Source organism: Mycolicibacterium boenickei, from assembly GCF_010731295.1.
In the GTDB taxonomy this organism is placed as follows: domain Bacteria; phylum Actinomycetota; class Actinomycetes; order Mycobacteriales; family Mycobacteriaceae; genus Mycobacterium; species Mycobacterium boenickei.
Genome location: NZ_AP022579.1, coordinates 6434052 through 6448111, shown reverse-complemented (window position 1 = coordinate 6448111; position 14060 = coordinate 6434052). Strand labels below are relative to the sequence as shown.

Genomic DNA, 14060 nt, shown 5'->3' with positions numbered 1-14060 from the left:
GAACTAAGAGGATTTAACTGATATGGGAATTCGCAAGTACAAGCCGACGACCCCCGGTCGTCGCGGTGCCAGCGTCTCCGATTTCGCCGAGATCACTCGTTCGACTCCGGAGAAATCGCTGATTCGCCCGCTGCACGGCAAGGGTGGACGTAACGCGCACGGCCGCATCACCACCCGGCACAAGGGTGGCGGCCACAAGCGTGCCTACCGCGTCATCGACTTCCGTCGCCATGACAAGGACGGCGTCAACGCCAAGGTCGCGCACATCGAGTACGACCCCAACCGCACCGCGAACATCGCGCTGCTTCACTTCCTGGACGGCGAGAAGCGCTACATCATCGCGCCCCAGGGCCTGAAGCAGGGTGACGTGATCGAGCAGGGTCCGAACGCCGACATCAAGCCCGGCAACAACCTGCCGCTGCGCAACATCCCCGCCGGCACCGTGATCCACGCTGTGGAGCTGCGGCCCGGTGGCGGTGCCAAGCTGGCCCGCTCGGCCGGCGTGAGCATCCAGCTGCTGGGTAAGGAAGGCACCTACGCCTCGCTGCGTATGCCGTCGGGTGAGATCCGTCGCGTCGACGTGCGCTGCCGCGCCACCGTCGGCGAGGTGGGCAACGCCGAGCAGGCGAACATCAACTGGGGCAAGGCCGGCCGTATGCGGTGGAAGGGCAAGCGCCCCACCGTCCGTGGTGTCGTGATGAACCCGGTTGACCACCCGCACGGTGGTGGTGAAGGCAAGACCTCCGGTGGCCGTCACCCGGTCAGCCCGTGGGGCAAGCCCGAGGGCCGCACCCGCAAGCCCAACAAGCCGAGCGACAAGCTCATCGTCCGTCGCCGGCGCACCGGCAAGAAGCGCTAGGCCGCGGAAGGAGTAGCAGCGATGCCTCGTAGTCTCAAAAAGGGTCCGTTCGTCGACGACCATCTGCTCAAGAAGGTCGACGTTCAGAACGAGAAGAACACCAAGCAGGTCATCAAGACCTGGTCGCGTCGGTCGACCATCCTCCCCGACTTCATCGGGCACACCTTTGCGGTGCATGACGGCCGCAAGCATGTCCCGGTGTTCGTCACCGAGGCGATGGTCGGGCACAAGCTCGGCGAATTCGCCCCGACGCGCACCTTCAAGGGTCACATCAAGGACGACCGGAAGAGCAAGCGGCGATGAGTACCACAGTCACTGAATACCCGTCCGCACAGGCGAAGGCGCGCTTCGTGCGCGTCTCGGCGAGCAAGGCCCGCCGTGTCATCGATCTGGTCCGCGGCAAGAGCGTCGAGGAAGCCCTCGACATCTTGCGGTGGGCGCCGCAGGGTGCCAGCGAGCCGGTCGCCAAGGTGATCGCCAGCGCTGCCGCCAACGCGCAGAACAACGAGGGCCTGGACCCGACGACGCTGGTGGTTGCGACCATCACCGCCGACGAGGGTCCGACGGCCAAGCGCATCCGTCCGCGTGCCCAGGGGCGTGCGTTCCGGATCCGCAAGCGCACCAGCCACATCACCGTCATCGTGGAGAGCCGTCCGCCCAAGCAGAAGGGCGCGGCCGCAGCCTCGGCGCGTAGCCGTCGTGCGCAGGGCAGCAAGGCTGCTGCCACGAAGGGCACGGCCGAGACGAAGGGAGGCTCGGAGTAGTGGGCCAGAAGATCAATCCCCACGGTTTCCGCCTCGGTATCACCACCGAGTGGAAGTCCCGCTGGTACGCCGACAAGCAGTACTCGGACTACGTGAAGGAAGACGTCGCCATCCGGCGTCTGCTGGCCACTGGTCTGGAGCGCGCCGGTATCGCCGACGTGGAGATCGAGCGCACCCGTGACCGGGTTCGCGTTGACATCCACACCGCGCGTCCCGGCATCGTCATCGGCCGCCGCGGCACCGAGGCCGACCGCATCCGCGCCGACCTGGAGAAGCTGACCGGCAAGCAGGTTCAGCTCAACATCCTCGAGGTGAAGAACCCTGAGTCGCAGGCTCAGCTCGTCGCCCAGGGTGTTGCCGAGCAGCTGAGCAACCGCGTGGCGTTCCGTCGCGCGATGCGCAAGGCGATCCAGTCGGCCATGCGTCAGCCCAACGTCAAGGGCATCCGGGTGCAGTGCTCGGGCCGCCTCGGCGGTGCTGAGATGAGCCGCTCGGAGTTCTACCGCGAGGGTCGGGTTCCGCTGCACACGCTGCGCGCGGACATCGACTACGGCCTCTACGAGGCCAAGACCACCTTCGGCCGGATCGGCGTGAAGGTGTGGATTTACAAGGGCGACATCGTCGGTGGCAAGCGTGAGCTCACCGCCGCCGCGCCGGCCAGTGACCGGCCGCGTCGTGAGCGTCCGTCGGGCACCCGGCCGCGTCGTAGCGGTGCCTCGGGCACCACGGCGACGAGCACCGAGGCCGGCCGCGCCGCGACCGGTGACGATGCACCGGCCGCAACCGAGGCCGCGGCTGCTTCGGCGCCCGCAGCTGAGAGCACGGAGAACTAATCATGCTGATTCCCCGCAAGGTCAAGCACCGTAAGCAGCACCACCCACGGCAGCGTGGCATCGCCAGCGGTGGCACGTCCGTGAGCTTCGGTGACTACGGCATCCAGGCCCTGGGCCACGCCTACATCACCAACCGGCAGATCGAGTCCGCTCGTATCGCCATCAACCGGCACATCAAGCGTGGCGGCAAGGTCTGGATCAACATCTTCCCGGACCGCCCGCTGACCAAGAAGCCCGCCGAGACCCGCATGGGTTCCGGTAAGGGTTCGCCGGAGTGGTGGGTCGCCAACGTCAAGCCGGGCCGCATTTTGTTCGAGATCAGCTACCCCGACGAGAAGATCGCCAAGGAAGCACTGACTCGCGCAATCCACAAGCTGCCGATCAAGGCACGCATCGTGAGTCGAGAGGAGCAGTTCTGATGGCAGTGGGAACTACGCCTGGTGAACTGCGCGAACTGTCCGACACCGAGTTGAAGGACAAGCTGCGCGAGTCGAAGGAAGAGCTGTTCAACCTGCGCTTCCAGATGGCAACCGGTCAGCTGGCCAACAACCGTCGGCTGCGCACTGTGCGCCAGGAGATCGCACGGGTCTACACCGTGCTGCGTGAACGTGAGTTGGGTCTGGCTTCCGGGCCCGGAGGTGAGGAAAGCTAATGGCGGAGACTAAGGGCCCCAAGCACACTCCGCGCACCGAAGAGACCCGTGGCCGTCGCAAGACCGCCATCGGCTACGTGGTGAGCGACAAGATGCAGAAGACCATCGTGGTCGAGCTGGAAGATCGTAAGAGCCACCCGCTCTACGGCAAGATCATCCGGACCACCAAGAAGGTCAAGGCGCACGACGAGAACGGTGACGCCGGCATCGGCGACCGCGTCTCGCTGATGGAGACCCGGCCGCTGTCGGCCTCCAAGCGGTGGCGCCTGGTCGAGGTGTTGGAGAAGGCGAAGTAGCTTTCTCGCGCGAGCAGACGCGAAAACCCCCAAAACTCTCGGGTTTTGGGGGTTTTTCCGTCTGCTCGTCATTGATCGGCGGGCGGCATGAGCACCGTGTCGATGAGATAGACCGTCGCGTTGGCAGTGTGGACCCCGCCGCAGACCACCGATGCGTCATCGACTTTCAGCGCGTCACCCGAGCCGGTCACCCGCACGGATGCACCCTGCACGGTCGGCCGGTTGCCGATCACCTTGGCCGGGCTGGCCTGCCCGGGCACGACGTGATAGGTCAGGATCTTGGTCAGCATCGCGGAGTCCGACTTCAGCACCTCGATGGTGGCCGGGTCGATCTTGGCGAAAGCGTCGTCGGTAGGCGCGAATACGGTGAACTCACCTCCGTTGAGGGTGTCGACCAGGTTCACGTTCGGATTCAGCCTTCCGGAGACTGCCGCGGTGAGCGTCGTCAGCAGCGGGTTGTGCGACGCGGCGACGGTGACCGGATCCTGGGCCATCCCCATGACCGACCCCGGACCGGACGGAACCTTTTCCGCGTACGACGCACAGCCCGGGCCGACCAGGTCTGACGCCGGGTCTGCGGCTATCGGTGCCGCGGGTGCCATGGTCATCTCCGGCGTTGCCGGTGCGGATTGTGCGGTGTCAGTCGAACAGGCGGGCAGCGCGAACAGTGCTGTCGCAGACATCGCCGCCACCGCGGCCATCTTGTATTGAAGGATCAACATTTTCCGACTCCCTGTGGGTGATTGACGGTGACCGCCGTCGCTTTCTCGGTCGGTGGGTATTCGGAGCGGGTGCGGATCCGGATGGGTTTCGATACGAACCAATCCGGCGCGACGTCGGCGCCGAATACCGGGCATGTACACATTGGTGCTCATCGGATTCCTCGGCGGTCTCATCACCGGCATCTCGCCGTGCATCCTGCCGGTGCTGCCGGTCATCTTCTTCTCGGGAGCGCAGAGTGCGCGCGTCACCGAGGCGCACGGCACGACGATCGTTTCCGCGAAGCCCACACTGTCCGAGACACTGCGCCCGTATCGCGTGATCGCCGGGCTGGTGCTGAGTTTCAGCGTGGTGACGTTGGCCGGCTCGGCGCTGCTGCAGCTGTTGCACCTGCCTCAGGACGCGCTTCGTTGGGCGGGCCTGCTGGCGCTGACACTGATCGGGTTGGGCCTGATCTTCCCGCGCCTCGAGCAGCTTCTGGAGAAACCGTTCAGCAGGATTCCGCAGAAGCAGTTCGGTTCTGGAAGTAGTGGTTTCGGCCTCGGCTTGGCGCTCGGTGTGCTCTATGTGCCATGCGCCGGTCCGGTTCTCGCGGCAATCGTCGTCGCCGGAGCGACCGGTTCGATCGGAGCCAACACAGTCGTGCTGACCCTGTCGTTCGCGATCGGCGCCGCGCTTCCTCTGTTTGCCTTCGCGCTGGCTGGGCGGCGGGTTGTCGAGCGCGTCAACGCATTCCGCCGTCAGCAGCGCAAGATCCGGCTGATCGGGGGCATCGTCATGCTGGTGTTCGCGGTGGCGTTGGCTGCCGACGTCCCGGCGAAGCTGCAGCGAGCGATTCCGGATTACACCAGCGGGTTGCAGGACCGGGTCGCCACGGCCGGCGAGGTTCGGGACCGGCTGGGTCCGACCGCCGGCGAGGAGTTGTCGAAATGCCCAGAAGGTGCGGAGGAACTCCAGAACTGCGGTCCCGCACCGGAAATCACCGGCATTGCCAGCTGGCTCAACACGCCTGACGGAGCCCCGGTCGACCTCAAGTCGCTGCGCGGCAAAGTGGTACTCATCGACTTCTGGGCGTACTCGTGCATCAACTGCCAACGGGCGATTCCCCACGTCGTCGACTGGTACGACAGATACCAGGACTCCGGTCTGACCGTGATCGGTGTGCACACCCCGGAGTACGCATTCGAGCGGGTTCCCGGCAACGTGGCGAAAGGTGCGGCCGACCTGGGCATCACGTATCCGGTCGCCCTGGACAACTCGTACTCCACGTGGACGAATTACGAGAACCGCTATTGGCCGGCCGAGTACCTGATCGATGCGAATGGTGTTGTGCGGCATGTGAAGTTCGGTGAAGGCGGCTACGACACGACGGAACGGTTGATCCGCGAGCTGCTGATGGAAGCGAAGGGCAGCGCATTGCCGGCCCCGGTGAACTCAGCCGATTCCACGCCGACGTCGGTGCTGACGCCCGAGACCTATCTCGGGGTGGGCAAGGAGATCAACTATGCGGGCGGTGGCACGTACGACGAGGGCGACGCGACGTTCGATTATCCGAAGAACCTGCCTGGCGACTCGTTCGCGCTGCGCGGGCCGTGGCACCTGGACTACCAGGGCGCCACCGCGCAGGGCGACGGTTCGGCGATCAAGCTCAACTACCAGGCCAGGCAGGTTTACCTCGTCGTGGGAGGGACCGGCACAGTGACGGTGCTGCGCGGCGGTGAGACGACAACCGTGGCGGTGAGCGGGCCGCCCACCCTGCGTCAGATCGTCAGTGATCGCGACGCGCACCGTGGTGAGATCGAGGTCCGGTTGAGCCAAGGGCTGCAGGCTTTCTCGTTCACTTATGGGTGAGCGACGATGAGCAGTGTCGACTCGGCGTTAGGCTACCGATCGATGGCACGCATGCCGGACGTGAGCACCGTCCTCGACGCTCAGTTGCGCCGGGTGGCCCGCGGCGACGCCGAGGCGTTCGCCGGGCTGTATGACGCCACCAGCGCCCGGGTATACGGACTGGTCATCCGCATCCTGCGCGATCCCGGATACAGCGAAGAGACCACGCAGGACGTCTACGCGCAGGTCTGGCGCAATGCGTCGGACTACGACCCGCAGCAGGGGTCGGCGCTGGCGTGGTTGATGACCCTGGCGCATCGCCGCGCGGTGGATCGGGTGCGGTCCGAAGTGGCCTCAAGCCGGCGCGAGGCGCGTTACACCGCGGTGAGCACCGAACCCGACACCGATGTGGTCGTAGATTCGGCGATCCGGTCCGACGAACGACGGCAGGTGGCCGACTGCCTGGGTTCGCTGACCGACCTGCAACGACAGGCCATCGAGCTGGCGTACTACGACGGGCTGACGTACCCGGAGGTGTCGGAGCGGCTGTCGACCAGTCTGGGCACGGTCAAGACCCGAATGCGCGATGGGCTGCGCCGGCTCCGTGATTGTCTGGGGGTGACATGACCAGCGATTCCGAGCTGCCCGATCTGGCGACCGCATACGCGTTGGATGCGGTGTCCGACGCCGAGCGCGCCGACATCGAACGTCGGCTGGCCGATGCGCCCGCCGAGATCGCCGAGGCGTTCCGCGCCGAGGTACGAGCGGTGCGCGAGGCGATGGCGAAGGCCTCGTCGACGTACGCGACGGCGCCACCGGCGTCGCTGCGGCAACAGGCGCTTGCGGTTTCGGGGGCTCCGCGCCGTGACCGCTCCCGTTGGCGCACAGGGTTGGTGGCGGCCGCCGCGGCCGTGGTGGTCGCTGCGGGGGGCTTCGGTGCGGGCCTGGCCCTCCGTCCGGCGAGCGCCCCGACGACGGCGGAACAGGTGCTCTCGGCGGGCGATGTCCGCACGGCGACAGCGCAACTCGGCGCCGGTGGCACCGCGACGTTCATGTACTCCCGCGACGAACGGAGCGGGGTCCTGGTGGTGAACAACGCGGCACCGCCCCCGCCGGGCATGGCCTATCAGATGTGGCTGATGACCGATGCGGGGCCGGCGTCCGCGGGAATGCTGGAGGCGGTCGCACCGTCGACCACTGCCATGGTGCGGGATCTGGGGGATTCGACGGCGTTGGCGTTCACCATGGAGCCCGACGGCGGGTCGCCGCGGCCGACGGGGGAGATGGTGGCGCGGCTTTCGTTGACGTGAGTGGCCCCACCCGGCGAACGAGCCTTCGGGTGAGTTCGAGCCGCTGTTTGCGGCACTTCAACGGCGACCGGAAGTCTCAGCGAATTCGTCCGAAACCTTCCGCGCCGCGCCGTGGGTGCGCATTGCATCACCTTTTCCGTTCATCCAGCTAAGTCCCCACGTGCGGCATAAGCTGCATCGAGTGACTGCCCGCATCTCTCGGCTGTTTGCCACCGCCCTTGTCGCTACCGCGGTCGTCATGCCGGGGACGGCCACGGCCGCCCCGGGCGACGACCCCTCGCTGGTCAGTTCCCCGACGCTGAACCTCCGCACGCTCGGTGTCGATTCGGACATCGCGTTGTACGGCCTTCAGGGGTCGCAAACCCTGACCGTCCCGGTGCCGCGCGGACTGACCCCCGCCGAATTGGTCGGGACCGTGCAACTCCCCGTCAACACCCGCGGCGGGACTCTCGAGGTGACCCAGGATCGGCGGGTGCTGTCCCGGGTACCGCTGCCGCCGGATCAGGCATCGATCACCGTTCCCCTCGCGGGTGCGCGGGTGGTGGGGAATGCGGTGACGGTGCAGTTGAACAGCTACCTGACCATGCCCGACGGGTACTGCGCATACGAGCTGCACAATCCGCTGCGGCTGATCAACAGCGACGTGCGGTTCACCGGTCTGGAACAACCGCCGACCGCGATCGCCGACTTCCTGCCGCCGGTGCTGGACAAGCTGACGCTGTTCGTCCCGCCGAATCCGTCACGGTCCGAGTCCGATGCGGCGATCCGGGTCGCGACGGCGGTGGTGGCCCGCTACAGCTTCCAGCGGCCGGCGGTCGACATCGTCACGACGGACGGGGGACCGGTCGCGGCGCCGCAGCCGCTGGAGCGCCAGGTCATAGTGCGCGAGGGCGACGCACCCGGCCTGAGCCTGCAGGGCCCGAATACGGTTCCGGCCCTGCTGATTTCGGGACCCGCCGGTGAGGTGACGAACCAGGCCCGGTTGCTGTCCAGCGACATTTCGAAACTTGCCGTGCAGTCGAAGGCCGTTGTGGGGCCGCTGTCCAACACCCCCCAGCTGCCCGCTGAGCACACCACGATCCGTCAGCTCGGCCAGCCCGGAGTCAATGCGACCGCACTGGTCAATCCCAGGGTCACCATCCCGCTGGATCAGACCAGGCTCGGTCGGACGGTGCACGATGTGCGGATCCATCTGCAGGGGTCCTACACCCCACTGCCCGCCGGTATCGCGGGCCAAGTGGTGGTCAGCATCGGTGGGCAGACCCTCGATCGGTGGTCGACCGAGGCGAACGGCCGGATCGACAGGTGGGTCGACGTACCGGACCGGCTCCTGCAGCGTTACACCAACTTGGACGTCGCGATCGATGCCGCGGGAAACACCGGCCGGTGCGGTGAATTCCAGCCGATCACGCTGACGATCGACGGCGAGAGCCCGGTGGAGAGCAAGCTGGCGAAACCTCCTGTGCCTGCCGGTTTCCAGTCGCTGCCGCAGGCGCTGATGCCGCGGGTCGAGGTGGGCATGGACGAAGGGTTCGCCGATCTCCGGCGTGCGGTCCAGATCCTGACCGGGCTGCAGCGCCTGAGCTCGCGTCCGTTCGAGGCGGAGGTCCGTTCGGTGGCCGACGCGGTTGCCTCGTCCAACCCTGCCTTGCTGATCAGTGCCGAGGGCTGGAACGACAAGCGGATCGCGCTGCCCGTCGCGGTCGATTCCGAAGGCGTCATCACCGTCGAAGACGTTGACGGGTCGGGCAACTCGTCCACGCTGACCCTGGATCCGAAGGTTGGCTTCGGATCACTGCAGTCCGTGTACACGGGTGGTCGGTCGGTCTTGATCGCTACCTCAAGCAATGCGCCTGCCGAGCTGGACCGGCTGCTCGGCTGGTTGGGCGGTGACGTGGAACTGTGGTCGGGATTGTCCGGTAACGCCGCGCTGGCGATGCCGGGACGCGAACCCTTCTCGCTGACCACGCCGGCCGCCGAGCCGGAAGGTGCGGTCGTCGCGGATCGAAAGTCGCTGCGGCTGTGGGTCGGAGCCGGTGCTGTGGTGCTCGCGGCGCTGGGCGCCGGTCTGGTCGCTTGGCGTGGGCGGTCCCGGGGCACGTCGTGACGACGGCCGCAGACACCCGTGGCGAGTGGGACCGGCTGGCAGCGTGGTGGTTCTCGCTGAATCCAGCGGTCCGGCTGACTGCCCGTTGGGCCCTCATCCTGGCGCTCACCGCAGTGGCATTCCGGCACAGTCTGGCGAACCTGTGGCAGACCACGCTGGCCGGCGGCCTGATCGGATACATGTGGATGGTTCCGGTCGCAGCCGCCCTGGCGGCGGTCGGGATCGATTTCCGTCGCCGCACCGAACTGCCCATCCATGACCGCCAGACCGATGTGATCGTCGGTGTCATCGGGCTCGGCCTGGCACTTATGGTCCAAGGTGTCCTGCTCAAGCGGTACTCCGAGTTCTTCCACCTGGTGCGCCTCGACATCTTCGCGATGTGGGTTTTCGTACTCAGCAGCGCACTGGTGTTGTTCGGGATCCGCCCGGTGGCCAGATTCGGTTGGGCCTGGGCGTTGATGGGACTGTCATCGGCGCTGCCCTATCAGGTGGTCGTGATCCTGCTCGGCGGCGGGAAGTTCCCCGCCGGGATCGGGACGTTGTTGATCGCCGCCGCCGCTTCGGCGATCGCGGTGGGCCGCACGCGCAGGCGCGCGGCCATCGGAGCGGCGGTGTCGTTCGCCTTCGGCCTGGTGGTGCTCGTGGGTCTGGAGGTGCTGGCGCCCGACGCGCCGATCCTCGCATATCAGATGATCCCGTCGCTGACGTCCATCGTGGTGGTCGGCGGCGCCGCGTTCGTGTACCGGCGCCGGAACCTGACCAAGGAGCTGTTCACCCGCAAGGTCGAACCCCTTGCCGCCAAACAGATCTGGTCGGCCATCCCGGTCGTGGTCGCGGTCGCGGTGGGATTGGCGCTCATGCCGCTTCCCACTCAGACGAGTACCACCCAGATCAGCCGGACGGTGCCATTCGACCTGACGCCCGGGCAGGGGCTGGTTGCCCCGCCGGGTTGGTCGATCACCGGGGTGGACACCGTCGCCGACGTATCTCGCTATTACGGCGACGGCGCGAAACTGGTGCGGCAGCGGATGACCGCCGACGTCGGTGATCCGCGGTTCGACAAACTGTCGGCGCCGCGCACCCTCATGGTCGACAGCATCGTCAGCGACCTGCCGTTCTCGTTCGACGCCTACCCCGGTCAGGTGCTCTATGACACCACGGCTGCGCGGCTGAGCAGCCAGCTGTCGATCGACCTCGGGCACGGGGTCACGGGCAAGCTGGTGTCGGCGGTCGACGACCGTCTGTTGGTCACCTGGGACGTGTTGCGGTTCGCGTGGGGTGACCAGGACGAGGAGATGGTCGTCGACATCTTCGCGGTGGACAACCATCTGCCGGACGCGCCGTTTCCCAATCCGCAGCGGGGTCTGGTGTCGACCCTCCGCAATCTGCTGACCGTGCTGTTCCGGGGTAATGCGGTGCTGGTCCAGAGCCGGCCGTCTTTCAAAGACGAGGAGCTGTTGACTGAGTTCGGCCGCGCGTTCGTCGCCGCGCAGTTCGCCCACGCGGAGGCTGCCCGATGACATTCAACGGGACGTTCGATGCGGACAGCGTCACCGAGGAACAGCGGGCGTACGCGCTCGACCGGGCGATCAACGGCCTGCGTGACGACGAGCCGATGCATTCGGCGTCGAAGCCCTTGATGGGTTGGCAGCGGCCGGTGATCGTGGCCGTTCTGATCATCGTGGTCGCCCTCGGTATCTGGAAGCCGCTGGAGACCGTCGTCGTGCTGATCGGGTTGTGCACGCTCGCTTATCTTTTGACACTCGCCGACCGGGTGTTGATCTTCAAGCGCGGCCTCGCGTCACGGCCCATCGTCATTCCCGATGACGTGGCGCGAGCCATTCCGGACGAGGAGTTGCCGCCGTACACCATCCTGGTGCCTGCCTACAACGAGCCGGAAGTGGTGGCCGACCTCATCGCGGCGATGGATGCGCTGGAGTATCCGCGGGACCGCTTGCAGGTGCTCCTGCTGTTGGAGGCCGACGATCACGTGACCATCGAAGCAGCGAAAGCATGCGGAGAGTCAGAGGTCATCACCATCCTGCTGGTGCCGCCGGCGGATCCGCGGACCAAGCCCAAGGCGTGCAACTACGGTCTGCATTTCGCCACGGGGGAGATCGTCACGATCTTCGACGCCGAGGACCTGCCCGAGCCGTTGCAGTTACGCCGGGTGGTCGCGGCGTTCCGCGATCTTCCCGACGAGGTGGCCTGTGTGCAGGCCAAACTGGTGTATCACAACGGGCACCAGAACCTGCTGACCGCCTGGTTCACCGCCGAGTATGCATTGTGGTTCGGCTACCTGCTGCCCGGCATGATGGTGAGCTCGTCGCCGATTCCGTTGGGCGGCACGTCCAATCACCTGCGCCGCGACATCCTGCGGGAGATCGGCGCCTGGGATCCGTTCAACGTCACCGAGGACGCCGACCTCGGCCTGCGCATCGCGTCATACGGATATCGCACCGCTGTGATCGACTCGTACACGCTGGAGGAGGCCAACAGTGACGCGATCAACTGGGTCCGGCAGCGGTCCCGGTGGTACAAGGGTTATCTGCAGACCTGGCTGGTCCATATCCGTGAGCCGCTGAAGCTGTACCGCACCTTGGGGTTACGCAGTTTCGTCCGGTTCAACCTGGTGCTCGCCGGCACGCCGATCATCGCGGTACTCAACCTGTTGTTCTGGTTCATCACCGTGCTGTGGTTCCTGGGCCAGCCCGGGGTGGTCGCGCAGGTGTTTCCGCCGCTCATCTACTTCCCGGCGCTGATCGCGATGATCATCGGCAATGTGACCGTGATGTACATGAACATGATCGCGCTGCGTGAGGACGACCGGTCCGATCTGCTCCTGGCTGCGCTGAGCGTGCCGCTGTTCTGGCTGATGATGAGCATCGCCGCGGCCAAGGGCCTGTACCAGTTGATCCGCCAGCCGTCCTACTGGGAGAAGACGTTTCACGGTCTGTCCGGGCGCCCCGGGGAGGCGGCCGCCGAAGCGAAGGCCGTGGCGTGACCGGCGCCGTGCTCGGCGGCTCGGACCGCCGAATGAAGATCACGGTCTATTTCGCGTTGCTGGTCGTCTACCTCGCGGTCGGTTACTGGCTGCAGGTCGGCCACGACTTCATCATGGGCGACACCCTGTCTCGCGTGGTGGCCACTCAATCCGTGTTGTTCAGCCGCGATCCGCACCTGGCGGCCTTGGGGTTCATCTTCACCCCGGTGTCCGCCATGGTGCAGATTCCCGCAGTCCTGCTGAGCCCGTGGTGGCCCGACATCGCGGTCCGGGCCTTCGCGGGGACGATCATGTCGTCGTTGTTCATGGCCGGCGCCGCCGTGCAGATCCTGAGCATGGGCACCGATCGCGGTCTGCCACGGGCATATTCGGTGACCATCACGCTGCTGTTCGCCCTCAACCCGATGATCGTCTTCTACGGCTCCAACGGGATGAGTGAGGCGCCGTTCATCTTCTTCATGTCGTGGGCGGTGCGTCGGCTCATATTGTGGATGGCCGATGACGATGTGCACCATCTCATCACCGCCGGCGGCATCGCGATGGGGCTGGCCTACCTCACCCGCTACGACGCGCTCGCCTCGGTCGGTTCCGCCGGGTTGCTCGTGGGGATCACCACGTACCTGCGCGCCAAGCCGCCGCCCAGGATGCGGCGGGCCGTCTTGGACATGCTGATCGTGAGCGGCCCGGGTGTCCTGGCGTTCTTCGGGTGGGCAGCCGCGGGCTGGTTGATCACCGGTGAGGCGTTCGCGCAATTCACTTCGCAGTACGGCAACACCGCCATCCTCGAGCAGTCCGGGCAGACGGCGCCCAACTTCGGTAACGGCGTCGAGTTCGCCATGGTCTGCATCATGCTGCTGGCTCCGACCATGCTGCCGCTGGCGTTGTGGGTTGCGATGCAACGCTGGGCGCGCCCGCACTGGCAGGTGCTCGTCGTGCCGCTGACGATGTTCGGTGCTGTGCTGGCATTCCAGACCTACAGCTACGCAACCGGTTCGACGTTCCCATTCCTGCGGTTCTTCATCATCGCCATTCCGATGACGGCCTGCCTGGCGATGCTCGCGGTGCCGGACGGTGTGCTCAGAGAGCCGACCCGACGCGGTAGGTATGCGCCACCGGCGCCGACTGAGACACCGCAGCGCGGTTCCACGGCGCGGTACGTCGCCGTCGCCGCAACGGTTGCCCTGGGCATTCCGCTGACGTTGTTCGGCATGGCGCAACCCAAATATGCGCCACAGGAATACGGGCTCGGCGCGATACTGAACCCCGACCCGTACAACGTCACCGATCGCAAGTCCATCGAGCACCGGATCGCCAGGACGTTCGGCACCGAGCGCAAGATCGCCCAGTACCTGGAGACCCTGAATCTGCCGGACAGCTCGGTGATCACCGACACCGTCTACGGTTTCGGTATCCTGGCCGCGTCGAGCAGGCCGCGGGTCTTCGTGATCCCGTCAGACCCGGATTTCACCGAGCTGCTCAACGATCCGCCCGCCAACGGGATCCGGTATCTGCTCGCGGTGCCGCGGACCGGCCGGGGCACTTCCGATGCACTCAACGTTCGCTACCCGACGCTGTACGACACCGGGGCCGAGGTCGCGACGCTGGAGTTGGAGATCCCCAATGACGGTGATGGCCAGCCGGATTGGCGGCTCTACCGGGTGAACGAGCCAGTCGGCCGGGGATGA

The 14060-nt window shown here is 66.2% G+C and carries 15 protein-coding genes; 14 read left to right on the top strand and 1 reads right to left on the bottom strand.

The genetic code is table 11. The features are described from left to right. Positions 1-22 precede the first annotated feature (22 nt). From rplB to rpsQ, 7 genes are read left to right on the top strand one after another with little or no spacing between them, the layout of a single operon-like run. Positions 23-859: a 50S ribosomal protein L2 gene (rplB, locus tag G6N57_RS30905; protein WP_029106856.1), complete on the top strand. Its 837-nt coding sequence runs from the start codon at positions 23-25 to the stop codon at positions 857-859. A gap of 21 nt (positions 860-880) precedes the next feature. Next, a complete protein-coding gene (gene rpsS / locus G6N57_RS30900) occupies positions 881-1162 on the top strand; it encodes a 30S ribosomal protein S19 (RefSeq protein ID WP_003883480.1) in 282 nt (93 codons plus the stop codon). Next, entirely contained in the window at positions 1159-1623 is a 465-nt protein-coding gene (gene rplV, locus G6N57_RS30895) for a 50S ribosomal protein L22 (RefSeq protein ID WP_077742202.1), read from the top strand. The genes rpsS and rplV overlap by 4 nt, the downstream gene beginning before the upstream one ends. Further along, positions 1623-2456: a 30S ribosomal protein S3 gene (gene rpsC, locus G6N57_RS30890; RefSeq protein WP_036389073.1), complete on the top strand. Its 834-nt coding sequence runs from the start codon at positions 1623-1625 to the stop codon at positions 2454-2456. The genes rplV and rpsC overlap by 1 nt, the downstream gene beginning before the upstream one ends. Positions 2457-2458: 2 nt before the next feature. Continuing rightward, positions 2459-2875, top strand: a complete 417-nt coding sequence (rplP, locus tag G6N57_RS30885; protein ID WP_019348878.1) for a 50S ribosomal protein L16 — start codon at positions 2459-2461, stop codon at positions 2873-2875. Then, positions 2875-3108, top strand: coding sequence for a 50S ribosomal protein L29 (rpmC, locus tag G6N57_RS30880; RefSeq protein WP_036441250.1), 234 nt, complete (start codon positions 2875-2877; stop codon positions 3106-3108). The genes rplP and rpmC overlap by 1 nt, the downstream gene beginning before the upstream one ends. After that, positions 3108-3404 (top strand): 30S ribosomal protein S17, encoded by a 297-nt coding sequence (gene rpsQ / locus G6N57_RS30875; protein WP_036441247.1) that lies wholly within the window; start codon positions 3108-3110, stop codon positions 3402-3404. Before rpmC ends, rpsQ begins: the two co-directional genes overlap by 1 nt. Positions 3405-3472: 68 nt before the next feature. Here the strand turns inward: rpsQ and G6N57_RS30870 are convergent, their stop codons facing one another. Then, positions 3473-4126: a fasciclin domain-containing protein gene (locus G6N57_RS30870; RefSeq protein ID WP_077742200.1), complete on the bottom strand. Its 654-nt coding sequence runs from the start codon at positions 4124-4126 to the stop codon at positions 3473-3475. A gap of 133 nt (positions 4127-4259) precedes the next feature. On the opposite strand from G6N57_RS30870, the gene G6N57_RS30865 reads away from it, so the two are divergent. The 7 genes from G6N57_RS30865 to G6N57_RS30835 all read left to right on the top strand — a co-directional run bounded on the left by G6N57_RS30865 (position 4260) and on the right by G6N57_RS30835 (position 14060). Further along, complete coding sequence (locus tag G6N57_RS30865; RefSeq protein ID WP_077742197.1) at positions 4260-5975, top strand: cytochrome c biogenesis protein DipZ; 1716 nt, start codon at positions 4260-4262, stop codon at positions 5973-5975. 42 nt (positions 5976-6017) lie between these two features. Beyond that, entirely contained in the window at positions 6018-6581 is a 564-nt protein-coding gene (locus G6N57_RS30860) for a sigma-70 family RNA polymerase sigma factor (protein ID WP_077742195.1), read from the top strand. Beyond that, on the top strand, positions 6578-7264 hold the full coding sequence (locus G6N57_RS30855) for an anti-sigma factor (RefSeq protein WP_077742194.1): 687 nt from the start codon (positions 6578-6580) through the stop codon (positions 7262-7264). Before G6N57_RS30860 ends, G6N57_RS30855 begins: the two co-directional genes overlap by 4 nt. 181 nt (positions 7265-7445) lie before the next feature. Next, positions 7446-9371 carry a cellulose biosynthesis cyclic di-GMP-binding regulatory protein BcsB gene (locus tag G6N57_RS30850; protein WP_234815549.1) on the top strand — a complete coding sequence of 642 codons (1926 nt, stop codon included), beginning with the start codon at positions 7446-7448 and terminating at the stop codon, positions 9369-9371. Continuing rightward, positions 9368-10891: a hypothetical protein gene (locus G6N57_RS30845; RefSeq protein ID WP_077742634.1), complete on the top strand. Its 1524-nt coding sequence runs from the start codon at positions 9368-9370 to the stop codon at positions 10889-10891. Before G6N57_RS30850 ends, G6N57_RS30845 begins: the two co-directional genes overlap by 4 nt. Further along, positions 10888-12375, top strand: coding sequence for a glycosyltransferase (locus G6N57_RS30840; RefSeq protein WP_077742190.1), 1488 nt, complete (start codon positions 10888-10890; stop codon positions 12373-12375). Before G6N57_RS30845 ends, G6N57_RS30840 begins: the two co-directional genes overlap by 4 nt. Before the next feature lie 32 nt (positions 12376-12407). Then, positions 12408-14060 carry an ArnT family glycosyltransferase gene (locus G6N57_RS30835; RefSeq protein WP_165777753.1) on the top strand — a complete coding sequence of 551 codons (1653 nt, stop codon included), beginning with the start codon at positions 12408-12410 and terminating at the stop codon, positions 14058-14060.